Raw genomic sequence first — 15,910 nt, 5'->3', positions numbered from 1 at the left:
GCGCGGATGCGGCGCGCCGGCTCGCGCCGGCGCGAGCCGGCCTCACTGGCGGCAGCGCTGCGGCATCGACAGCGGCCACAGCCGCTGGTTGTAGCTGCCGCGGAGCGTGCGGATGCCGCATTCCATGGTGACGCGCGCCACCATCGTGCCGCGCTCGTCCACGATCATCGAGATGTCCCGCGTCGACACCACGGCGCGCTGGTTGGCAAACGTCGAGGCCCACAGATACACCGGGGTGATCGCCAGCCGGCCCTGGCCGTCGGCGTAGCCGTAGCGGTCGCCAACCAGGACCGGCGCCAGGCCATCGCGGCGCGGGCCGATGTGGTCGAACGTCGGCCCGGTCGCCACGCCCTTGTCGTTGACCGCGCGCATGTTGCCGTTGGGCAGCACCATGGCTGCCTGGCCTTCGGAGAACGAGGTCGCGGTGCCCGGCAGGGTCATGCGGGTCTTGCCCGTGGTGTCGGTGTAAACGGTGACCGGGTTGCCCTCGGCGTCGGTGTCCGAACGCAGCAACCAGGCCGAGCCTGCCGGCCAGTACCAGTCGCCGGCAGGCAGGCTGGCCACGGTCTTGCCGTGTTCGTCGATCAGGCGGGCGCCGTCTTCGCCGCTGACCAGCGCGCGTGGCGGCGTGCCCTGGAATGGCGTGCCGGCCACCGCGCCCGGCGCGATCTGCCAGCGGCCCTGGCCATCCACGTAGCCGTGGCGGTCGGCGCGGCGGATGGCGAGCCAGGTGCCCATGGGTGTGTAGTTCGCGTCCTGCAGGTCGAGCGCGTCGGAGGCGTCGGGCGCGATGATCCAGCGGTTCTTCTGGCTGTAGGCCAGATAGGCGCCGCTGCCGTCGCGCGACACTTCCAGCGCCGGCTGAAAGCGGGTCAGGGCGCGTCCCTCGCGATTGAACAGCGCGGCCGGGCGGCGGTAGTCCTCTTCCTTCGAGCCCGCCTGGTACATCAGCCACAGCTTGTCGTTGACGCGGCGGGCGTCGTTGTGGCGCGGCGGCACGATCCACTTGCCCTGCGGATCGATCACGCCCACCTTGTCCTTGCCGAGCGCGGCGATGGCGCGGCCGTCGTGGAACGCGCCGATGTACTGGAAGGCCGGGGCCGACACTTCCTTGCCGGCGATGAAGTCGTACAGGCCCCACGGATCGCCTTCGGCCGCGGTCTTCAGGTAGCGTACCAGTCCCGGCGCGACCACTTCGGCCTCGAAGTAGTCGGGCAGGTCGTAGGTCTTGCCGGCGCGGTCGACCAGGCGCGTCTCGCCCTTGGCGTAGATCAGCGCGTAACCATGGCGGAAGGCGCCGATGTGCTGTTGCAGCGGCAGGTCCATCGGCTTGCCGCGGCCGTCGAGCAGTTGCATGCCCGCGTCGCTCTGCGCGGCGAAGCGCAACTGGTCGGCGGTCAGCGGTTCGGCCTCGGCGTCGTCCTGCGCCGTGTCGTCGTCGCGCGGGCCGTCCAGCGGCACGATCTCGCTCCAGTCCTTGCGGGTGGCGACGCTGCCGTCGGCCAACAGCAGCCCGGCGCCGCCTTCCGTGCAGTGGCAATAGCCCTGTCCCAGCACGCCGAGCGGGCCATCCGGCACGTCCAGCGGCAAGTCGCGCAGTTGCGAGCCTTGCGCCGCTTCGACCGCCTCGGGCTGCAGCACCGCGCGGCCATCGGCGTCGATCGCGTTGAGCAACTGGCCGTCCTGGCTGGAGACCCACAGCTTGCCCTGGCGCACCGCCAGCCGGCCGGCCTGCGCCAGCCAGGGCGGCGCGCTCTCGCCCTGCAGCCAGACGCCTTTGGGCGTCAGCAGGCCGGCCACGTTGCCGGCCTTGTCGCGCAACAGCAGATAGCCGCCTTCGTTCTCCTCGGGCTTGAGGTCGCGGCTGCCCAGCGTCAGGGCCTCGGGGCGTCCGGGCACGTAGGCCTTGAGCCTGTCGCCCGAGACGTAGACCAGCGTGTTGTCGTAGATGTCCGAGGCGTTCGCTTCCTCGTTGGTGAGCGTGGCAATGGAGCGGCCGCGCGCGTCCAGCAGCGCGTAGCCCTTGGTGGGCAGTTGCGCGCTCCAGAAGGCCTTGCCGACGCGGCCAAGGCGCTGGTAGCGCTTGCCTTCGCCAATCAGTGCGCCCTGCTCGTCGATCAGCACCACCTCTTCGTCGCCGATGCCGAGCGCCAGCGGAGCGTCCTTCTGCCGCGTGATGTCGCTGAACTTCGGTTCCACGCGCCAGTTCCAGTCGGCGTCGAGCAGGCCGTACATGCCATGGTTGTCGATGCCGATGAACAGGTCCTTGCCGAAGCTCGACACCACCCGCAGGCCATCCTTGGCGTAGCGGCGTTCGCCGTCGGGGGAGCGGTATTCCTCGCGATAGGTGACGGACAGTTGCGCGGGCCGGCCCTCGCCCAGGATCACGTTTTCGACGCTGGCATCGAGCGCATCGCCCACGGCCTTGCCGCTGCGGTCGATCAACTGGCGCTGGCCGTCCAGCGTCACTACCGCCAGCCCGGCCTCGACGAAGTCGCCGACGCTGTCATAGCGCGGCGGCACCGCCATCCTGCCCCTAGCGTCGATATAGCCCCACTTGCCCTTCCAGCGCACCGCGGCCAGGCCATGGTGGAAGCTGCCGACGCGCTCGAACTGCGGCGGGACCACCAGCTTGCCGTTGCCATCGATGAAGCCCCAGGCATGCCGGCGCAGCGACTGGTCGGTCGGCACGCGGTCGATTTCCTCGAGCGAGGACGGCAGCAGCACGGCGGCGCGGTTGTCCGACAGCGGCCCGATGCAGCCAGTGGGGCCCTGGTAGGCCTGGATGTCGCGGCTGGTCGCGGCCGGATCCATCAGGCCGTCGACGCAGGGGATGCCGTTCTGGCGGTATTGGGCGTGTGCGGACAGCGACAGGCCTAGCGCGGCGACGGCGCAGGCGATACGGGTAGCGTGAAACGCGCGCGTGGTCATGATTGTTCTGCTTTGGTGGATTCGGGGACGGGCACGCCTTCGGTCCCGACGGCGTCGGGGCAGGTCAGCTCCTCGCGCGGCCAGGTCACGCGTTCCTGCCCGTCCATCACGATGATCTGGCCGCACAGCAGGCCGAAGATGGCGGTGGTCTTGCCGCGGGTGTCGATGAATTCCAGCAGGCGATCGCGGCGCACCAGTGCGCGCCCCTCCTTGAAGTCGCCGGCCCAGCCGAACTCGGGCGGGATCACGTAGCGCCCGCTCAGGTCGATGTAGCCGAGCAGCTTGCCGCTGCGTTGGTCGCGCCGCGCCAGCGCCAGCCCGTCGCGCAGCGGGCCGAGCTTGTTGAAGTAGGGGCCGACGATGCGCTTGCCGGATGCATTGACGAAACCGTAGCGGTCGCCGTTGCCGCGATAGGCCACCACGCCCTCGCTGGCGGTGTCCTCTTCAACCGCGAACTCGCCCTTGAATCGCGTGATTTCGCGACCCTGGAGATCGGTCATGACGCTTTCCGCCGTGTCGCGGTCGCGGAAGATCACCCGCTGCATGGAGGCCAGCGGCGTGCCGTCGCCGAGTTTTTCGAGCAGGGCCTTGCCGTTTTCGTCCATCAGGCGGTAGCGCTGGCCGTCGTAGACGCGCGCCAGGCCCTCGGGCTGGACGAAGAAGGGGTTGAACTCGCCGTTGCTGGCGGAGACCTTGAGGTTGCCGCGCGCGTCGATCGCGCCGTTGCGCGAACGGTATTGCACGTAGATCCAGTCGCCGAACTGATCCTGGCGCTCGGGCACGCCGTCGAACAGGCGGGTCATGCCGCCGCCTGCGTCGAACAGCAGCGTGCCGCCGTCCTTGCCCTGTCCCAGGTAGCGGCCGTGTTTCAGGTCCTGCGGTTTCTCGTGCAGCACCGCGCTGCGCTTGCCGCTGGGCAAATGGATCAGGCGGTAGTCGTCGCGGTAGCCCGAGTCATTCTTGCCTTTGGGCTCGCGCACCAGCAGGTAGCCGTTGCCGAGGTAGTCCAGGTCGTAGCTGCCGGTGTAGGTGGCAGGCACGACCCACTTGCCATGGCGGTCGATGATGCCCCAGCGGTCGCGGTCCTGCGCCTTGGCCCAGTTGTCCTGGAAATCCTCGATCCGGCCCAGCGTCGGCGCCACGGCGACGCTGGCGCTGCGGATGTTCCACAGTCCCCAGCGGCGGTTGCGGCGCTCGTCCTGCTTATAGAAGTAGAGCAGGTCGCCGTCGATCTTCTCGCCGTTGACTTCTACGTAGGCCGGCAGCTTCTGCGCGTTGCCCCGTGTGTCGATCAGCACGGCCTCGTCGCGGCTCATGCCCGGCGTGCGCGCCCAACTGTAGGCGCCCTTGAAGCCGCCGATGCCGGCGTAGGTGGGCGGCAGGATCCAGTTGCCCTCGGCGTCGATCGCGCCGACGGTGCGCTTGCGCGTCTTCACCAGCAACGGCGCGGCGGCGTCGTAGGTGCTCATGTCGTCCCAGTCGGGATTGGTGACGATCCTGCCCGAGCGCGTCAGGATGCCGGTGGGCTGCTGGTAGTCGTTCGGCCGCAGCAGGGCCAGCGGCAATTGGTCGGCGTCGGGCCCGGCCTCGCGCGATCTGTCGTTGGCGCGCCGGGGGGAGAAGGGCAGCACGCGATATTGGCCCAGGCGTTCGGCGGTATCGCTGTCGAGCAGCGCCGTGCCGTCGGCGCGGTAGATCTGGCGCAGCGTGGCTTCGCTGTCGGTGCCGGCCACCGCGACGCTGGTGGCGGCATCGGCCGCGGCTTCGACGGCAGCGGGGACCGCGTTGTCGACCGCGGCATCGACCGTCGGGCCCGCGATGTCGACCGCCGCGGCATCGGTCGCCGGACCGCTGGCGTCGGCAGTCGTTGGCGTCGGCGCGGATTCGATGATGGCCGGCGCCGTCGGTGGCGGGGGATCGGCGGGGCCGGCGCCCGCTTCGGCCGGCGCCGCGGCGGCGTCGGCGTGGTCCGTCTCCGAGGCAGGCTTGGCCGCGTCGCTCGCGAACGCGTCGCCGGGGCCCTGGGCGTACAGCCAGGCCAGGCCATCGTCACTGACCGTGACACGGCCGAAGGCGGCCGGCGTCACCACGATATTGCCGCCCGGGGCGATCATCACGACCGCGTCGACGTCGGTCAGCACCTTCCAGCCGCCGCTTTCCTCCACGCCCACATAGGGGTTCGTGAAGGTGCGCATCGGCCGCAGGTTGGCATCCAGCAGCACGTACTGCGCCGTGTCGCGGGGCTTGACCAGCCACAGGCCCGCGCCGGGCCGGACCACGCTTTCATAGCGGCCCGCCGTCAGCGGCGAGCCGTCGGGCCGCACGAATGCCCAGGCCTCGTCGCGGTGCACGGCGAGCGTGTCGCCGTCGCGCAGCGGCGGCTGATCCGAGCCCAGCACCTCGGGCGCGATGGCCCATTTGCCGTCGGCATCCAGCAGGCCCCACAGGCCGCCGTAGCGGGTGCTGCGGCGCTGCGCCGGCAGCGTGTCGGCGACCGGCCGCTCCAGCCGCATCACGTCGGCCGGCAGCGTCAGGGCGCGGCCGGTCGCGGTGTTGAACAGGCGCGGCGCCTGCGGCACTTCCATCGCCGCCAGTTTCTGGCCCGGCTCGAACCCCCAGGATCGCGTGCCCAGTTCGAAGGTCTTGACGACCTGGCCCTGGCGATTGATGAGCACGTCGCGCTCATTGTCCTCGACCAGCGCGGTGCCCGCGGCGTTGAAGCCCGAGGCGCGCGCGAAGCGCGGCTTGATCACCCAGGCGCCGCGCGTATCGATGTAGCCCCACAGGCCATCCTGCCGCACCGCGGCCAGCCCGTTCTGGAACGACTCGGCGTCCTGGTAGGCCGGCGTGATGACCATCCGGCCCTGCTTGTCGATATAGCCCCAGGTGCCGGCCGCATCGCTCGCCTTGCCCGTCAACACCGCCGCCAGGCCTTCGGCATAGTCGCGGTTGCAGGAGACGTCCGGGGTGATGGCATAGGTGCGGCCGACGCAATCGTATTGCCAGTCGGCGAACGCCTCTTCCGCCCGGACGCTGCCGGCATGCAGGCCGGCCAGCGCCGCGGCCAGGGCCAGGGCCAGCGGCCGCCACATGACGGCGCGCCTCATGACGCGGTCCGCGCGGCGGCGCACGGGAGGGCTGTGAGGGGAATCAAGCGAAGCCGGACGTGCCGCATGGTGGTGATGCCTGCCAAAGAGGAACGAAGGCAGCACTGTAACCAGCAGTAGCAGGTAAAGAAGCGGCAAATGTAACTATAGAAAACGAACCGTTAACAACGCGTCCGCAAACGCTTCAGTTGTCGAGCCAGGCGCCTTGCTGGCGCATGCGCGAGCGCAGCAGCGACCGCGCGCGCGACAGGCGGCTGCGCACCGTACCGATCGGCAGATCCAGTTGCGTCGCCGCTTCCTCGTACGACATGCCGTCGGCGCAGATCAGCATCACCACGTCGCCCAGGTCGGGCGGCAGGGCGGCCAAGGACCGGTCCATGATGCGCAGCGTCTGCAGCAGTTCGGTGCGGGCGGCGGGGTCCGAGCGGCGATCGTGTTCCTCGGCCAGGGCGTCCTCGCTCACGAACGCATAGCGCCGTTCGGGGGCGCGCGACAGGTGGTTGCGGATGAGGTTGCGAGCAATGCCGAACAGCCAGGTCGACGGCTTGCTCTCGCCTCGGAAGCGGTCGTAGCACGATGTCATTTCGACGAAGGCCTGCTGCGTGATTTCCTCCGCGTCGGAACTGTTGCCCACCTGGCGCAGCACGAAGCGGCGCAGGCGTTCGGACTCGTCCCGCACCAACTGGCTGACCGGATCGGCGTGCGGCGAGGACGGGATGACGGCGGACGGACAGGAAGCAGGGGGCATGGTGGCGGCGCAGCGGGTCGTGGACGGGAGCGCCCGCAGCGCCGCGGCGGGCGCCTGGCGCGGGCGCGCACCTGTCCTGCGCGGCCCGGGCGGGTCCGCGCGGAAAGTGGCGTGGAGGAGTGCGGTGCAGCCCCGCGATCTCCCATGGCCCTGTCGGAAAGAGAAAGCGGATGCTGCGAAACCAGTCTACGTTTGGAAGATTCGGTAGCAAATACGGCGCGTGCCGTATTTTGGCGAGCGCGGCGAGGCCGCGCTCAGGCAGGCGCCGGGCGGATCAGGCGCAGGGCAGGCCCAGGCGCACCGCGTAGGCGACCAGCTCGGCAGTGCTGTGCAGCGCGAGCTTGCGCATCAGGTTCTCGCGATGCTTGCGCGCGGTCAGCGGGCTGATGTGCAGGGCCTCGCCGATCTGCGCGGCGGTGGCGCCCTGCGCAGCCAGCGCCAGCACCTGCTGCTCGCGCCGCGTCAGGGTTTCGGCCGGCGCCGGCGCGTGCGTGGACCGCGGCTGGGCCGGGCGTCCGGCCCGGCCGTCATGCAGGCGCTGGATCGCCGCCATCAGTTCGCGCGAGTTGCCGGTCTTGGCCAGGTATTCGTCGGCGCCGGCCTCCAGGATCGCCTGGCGGCTGCGGGCGTCGGTATTGGCGGTCAGCACCATGATGTGCAGGGCGGGATGGCGCACGCGCAGCGCGCGCACCCAGCCCGACCCAGCCACACCGGGCATGCCCAGGTCCAGCACCAGCACGTCGGCGCCGTGCGCGGCCAGCAGCGCCAGCACCTGCTCGCCGGTGGCCGCTTCGTCGATCGAACCGATCATCGCGCCCGCCTGGCTCAGCACCATTTTCAGGCCCTCGCGCACGATGCCATGGTCATCGGCCAGCAGGACGCGCAGCAGGGGAGGCGGGGAGGTCGGAGTCATGAAGGCGGTGAGGGGGCCGCGGCTTGTGTCAGAATGATGCACCATTATAGGGACCGATCCAGGCGCATGACCGCCCCTGCCGCGCTATCCCCGCCCCAACCGCCGGACGCCTCCGCGACGCACGCGGCCCCCGTCGCCGACGCCGTCGCGACCGAGTTGGCCACGCTGCTCTACAAGCAATCCTATGGCGTCCTGTTCGCCAATTTCGCCGTCGCGCTGCCGGTGCTGTACGTCATGCGCGACGCCGCGCCCGCCGGGGTGCTGGCGGCTTGGCTCGGCGCCGTGTATCTGCTGACGCTGGCGCGCGTGGTCGTCTGCCGCCGGTTCGTGCGGCGCGCGGCCGGGCCCGTGCGGCCCTGGGTGCGCGGCTTCTGCCTGCTGTCGTGGACCTCGGGCCTGCTGTGGGGACTGGCGGGGCTGCTGGCGGTGATGTCGGGACAGGACCTGCTGCTGGCGTTCGGCTGCGTGATGCTGGCCGGCATGTGCAGTGGCGCGGTGCCGTCGCTGTCGGCCTGTCCGCCCGCCTATGTTGGGTCGGCGCTGGGCATGGTGGCGCCGTTCATCGCCGCCTGCCTGGTCTCGGCTGACGGGCTGCACCTGGTGTACGCGGCCTTCGGCGTCTGCCTGCTGGCGGTGAACCTGTATTTCAGCGCGGTCACTTATCGCAGCCTCAGGACCACCGTGGCGCTGCGCTTCGAGAACAGCGCCTTGATCCGCAGCCTGGAACACGAACGCGACCGCGTGGCCGCGGCCGACCGCGCCAAGACGCGCTTCCTGGCCGCCGCCGGGCACGACCTGCGCCAGCCGGTGCACGCGCTCGGCATGTTCACCGACATCCTGGCCAGCCGTGCGGAGCAGGGTAGCGTCACGCCGCAGGATGCGTTGCATGTGGCGCGGCGCCAGCAGGGCGTGCTGGACGGGCTGAACCGCCTGCTGGACGGCCTGCTGGATGTGTCGCGCCTGGATGCGCACCTGGTTCGCACCGAGCGCCGCGTCGTCGCGCTCGACGCCCTGTTCGACGACGTCCGGCTGGACTATGAGCCGCAGGCGCGGGCCCGGGGCCTGCGCCTGGTGGTGGCGCCGACCTCGCTGACGCTGGAGACCGATCCGGCATTGCTGCGCCGCATCCTCGACAATCTGCTGGGCAACGCCTTGTCGTACACGCCTGCGGGCTGGGTGCTGTTGTCGGCGCGCAGGCGGCGGGGCGGGGTGTTGCTCCAGGTCTGGGATACCGGCGTGGGCATCGCGCCTGAACTGCGGGAAGCCGTTTTCACCGAGTTCACGCGCGGCGCCGGCGCGCCGGCGGCGTCTCGGGGGGACGAGGGGCTCGGCCTGGGGTTGGCCATTGTGCGCCGCTTGGCGGACCTGCTGCATGGCGACATCTCGCTGCGCTCGGTGACCGGCAAGGGGTCAGTGTTCTCGCTGTGGCTGCCGCTTGGCATTCCCGGCGCGCATGCAGCCGACGAAAAATAATCAGTTGAAGCGCGGCCCCGGCGCCCCTGTAATAGCGTCATCCATCCATCCGCACGGGATCGACGTCCCACGCCCGAGGTTCGCCATGTCCGTCGCCGCATCGTCCGTCGCCTCCCCGCCTGCTCGCGCCGCCGCGCCCCGCAACCTCTGGCTCATGGTGCTGGCGGGCGGCATCGTCATGGGCCTGGCGCTGGGCGTGCGCCACGTGCAGGGCCTGTTCCTGCTGCCGGTCACCATGGACAGGGGCTGGTCACGCGAAACCTTCGCCATGGCGCTGGCGGTGCAGAACCTGACCTGGGGCGTGGTGCAGCCGTTCACCGGCATGATCGCCGACCGTTTCGGTTCGGCCAAGGTGATCCTGGGTGGACTCGTGTTCTACGCGGTGGGGCTGGCCGGCATGGCGCACGCCGCTACGCCCGCCGCCTTCATGTGGACCGCCGGCATCTGCATCGGCGTCGCGCTTTCCGGCACGGCGTTCGCCGTCATCTATGGCGCGCTCAGCCGCCTGGTGCCGCCCGAGCGGCGCGGCTGGGCCCTGGGCGTGGCCGGGGCGGTCGGCGGGCTGGGGCAGTTCACCATGGTGCCGGCGGCGCAGTGGCTGATCGGCGGCACGGGCTGGGTCGGCGCGCTGATGATCTTCGCGGCGGTGCTGGCGGTGGTGATGCCGCTGGCCTGGCCATTGAAAGAGACGTCGCGGCGGGTTGCTGGCGCCGCGGCGGCGCCGGAGCAGCCATTGGGCGCGGCGATCCGCGAGGCCTTCACGCAGCCCGGCTTCTGGCTGCTGAACCTGGGCTTCCTGGCCTGCGGCTTCCAGCTCGCCTTCATCGGCACGCACCTGCCGGCCTACCTGATGGACAAGGGCCTGCGGGCGGCGGACGCCGTCGCGGCGCTGGCCATCATCGCGCTCGCCAATGTCGCCGGCACCTATGTCTGCGGCATCCTGGGCGCGCACCATCGCCGCAAGTATCTGCTGGCCGGCATCTACCTGTTGCGCACCGCCGCGATGGCGCTGTTCTTCCTGCTGCCGCTGTCGCCCGCGTCGGTGTACGTGTTCGCCGCGGTCATGGGCTTCGTCTGGCTGGGCACGGTGCCGCTGACCAACGGCCTGATCTCGCAGGTGTTCGGCGTGCGATACATCACCACGCTGTTCGGCTTCGTCTTCTTCGGCCACCAGGTGGGTTCGTTCCTCGGCGTCTGGCTGGGCGGGGTGGTGTACGAGGCGACGCATTCGTACGACCTGATCTGGATCGGCGCGATGGCGCTGGGCGTGCTGTCGGCGGCGCTGCACTGGCCGATCGACGACCGCGAGCTACCGCGCATCCGCGCCGCCGTCGCGGCGGGCTGATCCGCGCCGGGACGCCGCCCGGGGGCGCTACGCGGCCGCGCGGGCTTCAGACCGGCCGGTGCTGCGTGCCCGCGCCCATGGTGATGTGCAGGATGCGACAGGACTCCACCACCTTGAGCGTATGCCAGGCGCCGCGCGGCACCACATAGGCATCGCCTGCCCGCAGCCGGACGACCTGCGCGCCGGCGGGGCCCTCCAGGTGCAGATCGGCCGCGCCGGCCATCAGGCGCACGATCTCGTCGGCTTGTGGATGCATCTCCCATTGCGGCCAGTCGCGGGCGCAGGCGTATTCGGACACCAGCCAGCCGCGGCCGTAGCGCGCCAGGTCCTCCTTCGGTTGCGACCAGAAGGCGTCGCCGCCCGCCAGCGCGGTGGCGTGGCCGGCGGCGTCCAGGAAGACGTACTGCGACGACAGGTCGGTGGGCATGGCGGTCTCCAGAGTGAGGGCAATAGGCGTTATAACAGCGCCGAAGGCCGCCTCCACGGAAGGCGCGGCGGACGTGGCCCATATGCGCCAGCGCACCACCGATCGCGGCACCATCGACCCGCGCATCCTGATCCTGCAGCCCGACGAGCGCCCGCGCTACCCGATGCCGCGCAGCGCGGTCTGGTGCGCCGACCGGCCAGGCCGTGCACGACAAGGGCGGCGACGCGGCTGGAATACTCGAAAAACTGCGATAATCCGGGTCTTTCCAGGGGGCGCCGGCTCGCATCCGGCGTAGGTGTCGGCATGAGCAAGGGATTCGACGGCGTCCGGCCGGCATCCGAATCGTCCATCGAGATCGGTTTCTTCTACCAGGGCCGCCATTGCGTGGAGCGCATCCGCGTCAAGCCGACCGCCGCCAACCTCAAGCGCGCCGCCGAACGGCGCACCGCCATCCTGGCGGCGATCGCGCGCGGCGATTTCGACTACGCCGCCGAATTTCCCAAGCGCACCACCCCTGCCCCTTCCGCCAAGGACGAGCCATGACCCGCGTTGCCGCATTGCCCATCTACGATCTGACCGCCGAAGCCTTCGCATCCTATGGCTGGATGCTTGGCAAGCCGATCCCGCAGGGCAATGGCGTGCCGCTGTTCAGCAACGACGCCACCGACTTCTGGCAGGAGCACGTCTTCAATACCGGGGCCGGCGGCGACGCGGAGGTGCTGTGGGTGAACTACCGCAGCGCTTCGCCCGATGTCGCCAGCCTGGAAAAGCACCTGCTGACGCAGCAGGCGATCGTGCCGTTGACCGGCGCCATTGTCCAGGTGGTGGCCCGCAGCGCGGCCGACGGCAGCCCCGACCTGGACACGCTGGCGGCATTCCGCGTCGATCCCGGGCAGGGCGTCTGCATGCGTCCCGGCTGTTGGCACGCCACGCGCGTGGCCGACGCGGAAGTCACCTGCCTGATGCTGACCCGCCGCTCGACCACGCTCGACCTGATCCAGCACCTGACCACCGACGCCTCCGCCACCGAAAGCGCGATCACGCCGATTCCGCCGCGGCAGTTGGAAGCCCTGCGTTTGCCGGACTGATTCACCGAATTCGCGTTGCGAGCCAAGCGCCCCGCGCCTGCGCGGGGTGCGCAAAGTCGTGCCGTCATCGGCGCGCGCTATCCCGAGCGTGGCGAAATGTGCCAGAATTTGCGCGACTGTTTTTTCGGTCGCGACGCTGCCGCCATCCGGGCGTTGCCAACCACTTCCCGTGTTGGAGCATGGAATGCGCATACGCCCCGCAGGCGTTGGATCGAGCCGCTCTGTTCGCGGCCTGTTTGTCATGATGTTGTGCATCGTCGCGGCCGGCTGCAGTTTCACCTCGCCCGACGCGGCGACGGGGGCGCAGTACGTTGGCATCGACGGGGTGTCGGCGCCCGAGGCGCGCCGCATCGCCAAGGAAGCCTATGTCTACGGCTATCCCATGGTGGCCAGCTATCAGGCCATGCATGCCGCCAGCATCGATCGGGGCAATCCCCGCTACCGGGGGCCGTTCAACACACTTGTGCGCGCCGAGCCGTCGCCGGATGACACGCCGCAGTTTTCGGCCGTGCTGGATCTGCGCGCCGAGCCCGTCGTCATCAGCGTGCCGCCGATGGAAGCGAGGCGCTACCACGCGTTGCGGTTGACCGACCTGTATGGCTTCAACTTCGCCTACATCGGCAGCCGCGCGACGGGCAATGGCGGCGGCAGGTATCTGGTGGCGGGGCCACGCTGGAGCGGCGCCGCGCCCAAGGGGATGGCCGCGGTGCTGCGCGCCGAGACCGAGCTGGTGAGCCTTTCGGGACGCATCCAGCGTTTTTCGTCCGCGGACCAGGCCAGCGTCAGGCGCATCGAGGCCGGCTACCGCATCCAGCCGCTCTCGGCCTATCTGAAGAAGGCGCCGCCCACGGCGGCCGCGGTCGACTGGCTGGCGCCTGAAGCGCCAGCGCAGATGCGTACCTCGCTCGAGTTCTACAACGAGCTGGGATTCCTGCTGCAGTTCGCGCCGGTGGCGCACAGCGAGAAGTCGCTGCGCAAGCGGCTCGACAGCATGCGCATCCGGCCGGGCGCGCCGGCGGTCACGGACGGCAGCAATCCGCGCCTGCGCCAGGTCATGCAGGAAGGCATGCACGATGGCCAGAACGAGATCGACAAGCGCCGCCTGGCGCTGGACGGCAAGGCTGATACGCTGTTCGGCGACCGCCGCACGCTGGGCAACGACTATCTGGCGCGCGCCACCGGCGCGCAGGTCGGCCTGGGCACGGACAGCCGCGAAGAATCGATCACGGCGGTGCTGGCCACCGACGCCACGGGCCAGCCGCTGGATGGCGCCCAGCCGTATGTGCTGCGGTTCGCGCCGCGCGCCTTGCCGCCGGTCAACGCGTTCTGGTCGGTGACGCTGCAGCGCACGGCCGGGGCCGCGCAGGCGCCTCACACCGCCCGGCGCACGCGGGTCGATTCGGCGATGCTGCCCGCGCTCAAGCGTGATCGCGACGGCGGGCTGACGCTGCACATCCAGCCTCAGTCGCCCGGCAAGGGCAGCGAGGCCAACTGGCTGTCTGCGCCGGCGGGGCCTTTCACGATCACGCTGCGTTACTACTGGCCCAAACCGGCCTTGCTGGACGGAAGCTGGCAATCGCCGCAACCGCGGCGCGCCGGACTGTAGCGCACACGCCCGGGCGGTGGCGTGCGCGGCCGCTTCCATCTTGCCGCCGCGCGCCGCCCGCCGGCTTGACGCCGCCGGGCGGCGTCAGAGATCCTCGCTGCGCCACACCTTCAACACGCGTCCGAAAATCTGCAGGTCCATGTCTTCGGTGATGTCCCAGGCGTCGTACTTGGTGTTCTCGGACTTGGCGCGGATCAGCAGGCCGTTGGCGCTGGGAATGCGCTGCAGGCGCTTGATGAAGCCCTCGTTGCCGACGCGAAAGAAGAACACGCCGTCAACGTCCGCCTTGACCACGCCCAGGTCCACCAGCAGCGGATCGCCCGGGTTGTACATGGGCCGCATGCTGTCGCCGAAACCCGTCACCACGCACAGGTTGGCGGCCGCGGTGTAGTGGCGCAGGTTCTTGTGCAGCCATTCCTGGCTGACGCGCAGGCTCTGGATCACGCCGGGCTGGTCGCGCAGCTCCACGCCCGCGCCCATGGCGCCGCCGGTATCGAAGCGCGGGATGCGCAGATCGTCGCTCGCGCCGACATCCACGGGCGGCGCATCGCCGCCGCCGGCATCGGCCAGCACGATGTCCGGCGGATACTGCGCCGACTCGTCCAGCAGTTGCTCGAGTGACAGCCCCAAGCCCGCCGCCAGGCGGGCCGCGTACTTCGAGCGTTCGCTGTCGCGCCCCTCGAGCGCGGCGATGGTGCCCACGCCCACGCCGGTGCGCGCTTCGAGCTGTTCCAGGGTGAGACCGAGAGCGGCGCGATAGCGCCTGATTTGTTTTCCGAGAGCCATGGTGTCGACGCTAAACAGTTGTGGAAAATTGTGCAACAACAAGTGTTGAAATCGAGATTATACACTTGTAGAATTCCAGTCATGGATCACCCAAAATGTGTGCTGTTATCAGACGGAAGCGTGGGTAGCGTATCGCTACCGAAGGGCTTCTCTTCCTCATCCATACGGACCCCCGCAGCGGCGGTCCGCAACCCCGGCGCCCGGGTGGCGCCAACCCGGCAGGGTCCGCCAGCGACGGACGCCGGCATCGAACTCAACGGCAAGGAGCGGCGAATGAATCAGGCAGGAAACATGGCATTGCAGGCCCCGCAGGGCTGGGTCGCGGCGGCATCGCAGGCGGGCGCCGCCATCGCGCGCTCCTTTGCGCCGCGGCCGGCGGAGCGGGCCGGCCGGTCGCAAGCGGCGCAGGGCCAGAATCTGAAGGGGCAGAACATGACGCGGGAAGAATCGGATCAGGTCGAAGCGCTGATCATGGAGTGGTACCAATGGAGCCGCGGCTACCGGCCCAAGCTGGGCGTGGGCCGGGTATCGGCATTCGCGCGCGGCATGACGGCCGACGAGGCCTATGACGACGAGGACGTCGACGCCCGCCTGGCCGCCGCGCGCGGCGAGCAGACGGAGTTGTGTATCGACGAGCTGCCGTGGCAGCAGCGCTCGGCCATCGGCGTGCACGCCGGCAACCGCGCGGCCGGCGCCCGCGTCTTCAGCAATCCGCGCCTGACGCCCGAGCAGCAGCACGCCGCCTATCAGGAAGCCAAGGTCGCGTTGCTGCCGGCGTTGCGCCGGCGCGGGCTAGTGACGGCGCCGCAGGTGCGACACGCCGATCGCGCAAAGGCTTGCGGTGCGCGGACCACGTCCGCATAATTGAGTCGTCGGGCCAAGTTGCGCCCGAAGAAAATCTGAACGTATCGACCAAGCCCCTCGGCAATCGCCGCGGGGCTTTTTCATGGCCGCTCCGGATTCCCGGAAACGCCACTATTGCCCGCCTCTGGCGGGCTTTTTTTTTTGGAGTCTGCAATGGCAGGTACTACCGTTTCGCAATTCGTTCAAACGCAGGGCACCCAACTGGAAGTGTCGACCACGGCTACCGAAGACCTGGGCGCCGCCGGCCTGACGTATGCCGATCTGGCCATCACCATCAAGGACCCGAACTTCCAGGGCGGCCAGACCACCGAGATCGACGTCACCGTGCTCAAGTCCACCGCCAAGGAATACGCCCTGGGCCTGGACGACAGCGGCACCTTCAGCATGGCCGGCAACTGGAAGGCTGGCGATCCCGCCCAGAAGGCGCTGGTGGCCGCACGCAGCGACAAGAAGACCCGCGCCTTCCGCGTGACCTTCGCCGACGGCGCCAAGTTCGAGTTCCTCGGCCTGGTGACGCAATACCAGTGGCAAGGCCAGTTGGACAACGTCGTGTCCGCCACGTTCAACGTGCGTGTCACCGGCGCCGTCAAGCTGACCGATGCGCCCGCCAACGGGGGCTGAA

13 protein-coding genes are annotated in these 15,910 nt (G+C 69.7%); 7 read left to right on the top strand and 6 right to left on the bottom strand.

All coding sequences use genetic code 11. From position 1 onward, the window contains the following. Positions 1-42: 42 nt before the first annotated feature. From HV783_RS18040 to HV783_RS18025, 4 genes are all read right to left on the bottom strand, one after another. Positions 43-2,931 carry a WG repeat-containing protein gene (locus HV783_RS18040; RefSeq protein ID WP_175189607.1) on the bottom strand — a complete coding sequence of 963 codons (2,889 nt, stop codon included), beginning with the start codon at positions 2,929-2,931 and terminating at the stop codon, positions 43-45. Beyond that, positions 2,928-6,038 (bottom strand): WG repeat-containing protein, encoded by a 3,111-nt coding sequence (locus HV783_RS18035; protein WP_254603942.1) that lies wholly within the window; start codon positions 6,036-6,038, stop codon positions 2,928-2,930. The genes HV783_RS18040 and HV783_RS18035 overlap by 4 nt, the downstream gene beginning before the upstream one ends. Before the next feature lie 184 nt (positions 6,039-6,222). Beyond that, on the bottom strand, positions 6,223-6,786 hold the full coding sequence (locus HV783_RS18030; protein ID WP_054500527.1) for an RNA polymerase sigma factor: 564 nt from the start codon (positions 6,784-6,786) through the stop codon (positions 6,223-6,225). Positions 6,787-7,060: 274 nt separating this feature from the next. Continuing rightward, positions 7,061-7,699 (bottom strand): response regulator, encoded by a 639-nt coding sequence (locus HV783_RS18025; protein ID WP_054501193.1) that lies wholly within the window; start codon positions 7,697-7,699, stop codon positions 7,061-7,063. A 66-nt stretch (positions 7,700-7,765) separates the two neighbouring features. Between HV783_RS18025 and HV783_RS18020 the strand changes: the two genes are divergently transcribed. Together HV783_RS18020 and HV783_RS18015 are read left to right on the top strand one after the other, a co-directional pair. Then, the gene (locus HV783_RS18020; protein WP_175189606.1) at positions 7,766-9,172 is read left to right on the top strand and encodes a sensor histidine kinase; all 1,407 of its coding nucleotides are present in this window, start codon (positions 7,766-7,768) and stop codon (positions 9,170-9,172) included. 154 nt (positions 9,173-9,326) lie between these two features. Next, positions 9,327-10,517 carry an MFS transporter gene (locus HV783_RS18015; protein ID WP_054500529.1) on the top strand — a complete coding sequence of 397 codons (1,191 nt, stop codon included), beginning with the start codon at positions 9,327-9,329 and terminating at the stop codon, positions 10,515-10,517. Positions 10,518-10,563: 46 nt separating this feature from the next. Here the strand turns inward: HV783_RS18015 and HV783_RS18010 are convergent, their stop codons facing one another. Next, on the bottom strand, positions 10,564-10,944 hold the full coding sequence (locus tag HV783_RS18010) for a cupin domain-containing protein (protein ID WP_116791656.1): 381 nt from the start codon (positions 10,942-10,944) through the stop codon (positions 10,564-10,566). Between the two features lie 303 nt (positions 10,945-11,247). Here HV783_RS18010 and HV783_RS18005 point away from each other — a divergent pair, with 303 nt between their 5' ends. The 3 genes from HV783_RS18005 to HV783_RS17995 all read left to right on the top strand — a co-directional run bounded on the left by HV783_RS18005 (position 11,248) and on the right by HV783_RS17995 (position 13,638). After that, positions 11,248-11,487, top strand: coding sequence for an Arm DNA-binding domain-containing protein (locus tag HV783_RS18005; RefSeq protein WP_054500531.1), 240 nt, complete (start codon positions 11,248-11,250; stop codon positions 11,485-11,487). Next, positions 11,484-12,032: an ureidoglycolate lyase gene (locus HV783_RS18000; protein ID WP_054500532.1), complete on the top strand. Its 549-nt coding sequence runs from the start codon at positions 11,484-11,486 to the stop codon at positions 12,030-12,032. The genes HV783_RS18005 and HV783_RS18000 overlap by 4 nt, the downstream gene beginning before the upstream one ends. A 241-nt stretch (positions 12,033-12,273) precedes the next feature. Continuing rightward, positions 12,274-13,638 (top strand): DUF1254 domain-containing protein, encoded by a 1,365-nt coding sequence (locus HV783_RS17995; RefSeq protein ID WP_254603941.1) that lies wholly within the window; start codon positions 12,274-12,276, stop codon positions 13,636-13,638. An 84-nt stretch (positions 13,639-13,722) separates the two neighbouring features. Here HV783_RS17995 and HV783_RS17990 read toward each other — a convergent pair whose 3' ends face one another. Then, positions 13,723-14,424, bottom strand: coding sequence for an XRE family transcriptional regulator (locus HV783_RS17990; protein WP_175189604.1), 702 nt, complete (start codon positions 14,422-14,424; stop codon positions 13,723-13,725). 273 nt (positions 14,425-14,697) lie between these two features. Between HV783_RS17990 and HV783_RS17985 the strand changes: the two genes are divergently transcribed. Then, complete coding sequence (locus HV783_RS17985) at positions 14,698-15,288, top strand: hypothetical protein (protein ID WP_231132937.1); 591 nt, start codon at positions 14,698-14,700, stop codon at positions 15,286-15,288. Between the two features lie 153 nt (positions 15,289-15,441). Next, on the top strand, positions 15,442-15,909 hold the full coding sequence (locus HV783_RS17980) for a phage tail tube protein (protein WP_049076510.1): 468 nt from the start codon (positions 15,442-15,444) through the stop codon (positions 15,907-15,909). Position 15,910: the final 1 nt, after the last annotated feature.

Source organism: Achromobacter dolens (genome assembly GCF_902859745.1).
Taxonomy (GTDB): domain Bacteria; phylum Pseudomonadota; class Gammaproteobacteria; order Burkholderiales; family Burkholderiaceae_B; genus Achromobacter; species Achromobacter dolens.
The sequence above is the reverse complement of the archived record's forward strand: the minus strand, read 5'-3'. Positions and strand labels throughout refer to the sequence as shown.

What these genes read in the sequence shown, in the direction of transcription:
- HV783_RS17985 (WP_231132937.1), top strand. Translation starts at nt 14,698, where the DNA reads ATGAATCAGGCAGGAAACATGGCATTGCAGGCCCCGCAGGGCTGGGTC.
- HV783_RS18030 (WP_054500527.1), bottom strand. Translation starts at nt 6,786, where the DNA reads ATGCCCCCTGCTTCCTGTCCGTCCGCCGTCATCCCGTCCTCGCCGCAC.
- HV783_RS18000 (WP_054500532.1), top strand. Translation starts at nt 11,484, where the DNA reads ATGACCCGCGTTGCCGCATTGCCCATCTACGATCTGACCGCCGAAGCC.
- HV783_RS18010 (WP_116791656.1), bottom strand. Translation starts at nt 10,944, where the DNA reads ATGCCCACCGACCTGTCGTCGCAGTACGTCTTCCTGGACGCCGCCGGC.
- HV783_RS17990 (WP_175189604.1), bottom strand. Translation starts at nt 14,424, where the DNA reads ATGGCTCTCGGAAAACAAATCAGGCGCTATCGCGCCGCTCTCGGTCTC.
- HV783_RS17980 (WP_049076510.1), top strand. Translation starts at nt 15,442, where the DNA reads ATGGCAGGTACTACCGTTTCGCAATTCGTTCAAACGCAGGGCACCCAA.
- HV783_RS18020 (WP_175189606.1), top strand. Translation starts at nt 7,766, where the DNA reads ATGACCGCCCCTGCCGCGCTATCCCCGCCCCAACCGCCGGACGCCTCC.
- HV783_RS18015 (WP_054500529.1), top strand. Translation starts at nt 9,327, where the DNA reads ATGGTGCTGGCGGGCGGCATCGTCATGGGCCTGGCGCTGGGCGTGCGC.
- HV783_RS17995 (WP_254603941.1), top strand. Translation starts at nt 12,274, where the DNA reads ATGATGTTGTGCATCGTCGCGGCCGGCTGCAGTTTCACCTCGCCCGAC.
- HV783_RS18005 (WP_054500531.1), top strand. Translation starts at nt 11,248, where the DNA reads ATGAGCAAGGGATTCGACGGCGTCCGGCCGGCATCCGAATCGTCCATC.
- HV783_RS18035 (WP_254603942.1), bottom strand. Translation starts at nt 6,038, where the DNA reads ATGAGGCGCGCCGTCATGTGGCGGCCGCTGGCCCTGGCCCTGGCCGCG.
- HV783_RS18040 (WP_175189607.1), bottom strand. Translation starts at nt 2,931, where the DNA reads ATGACCACGCGCGCGTTTCACGCTACCCGTATCGCCTGCGCCGTCGCC.
- HV783_RS18025 (WP_054501193.1), bottom strand. Translation starts at nt 7,699, where the DNA reads ATGACTCCGACCTCCCCGCCTCCCCTGCTGCGCGTCCTGCTGGCCGAT.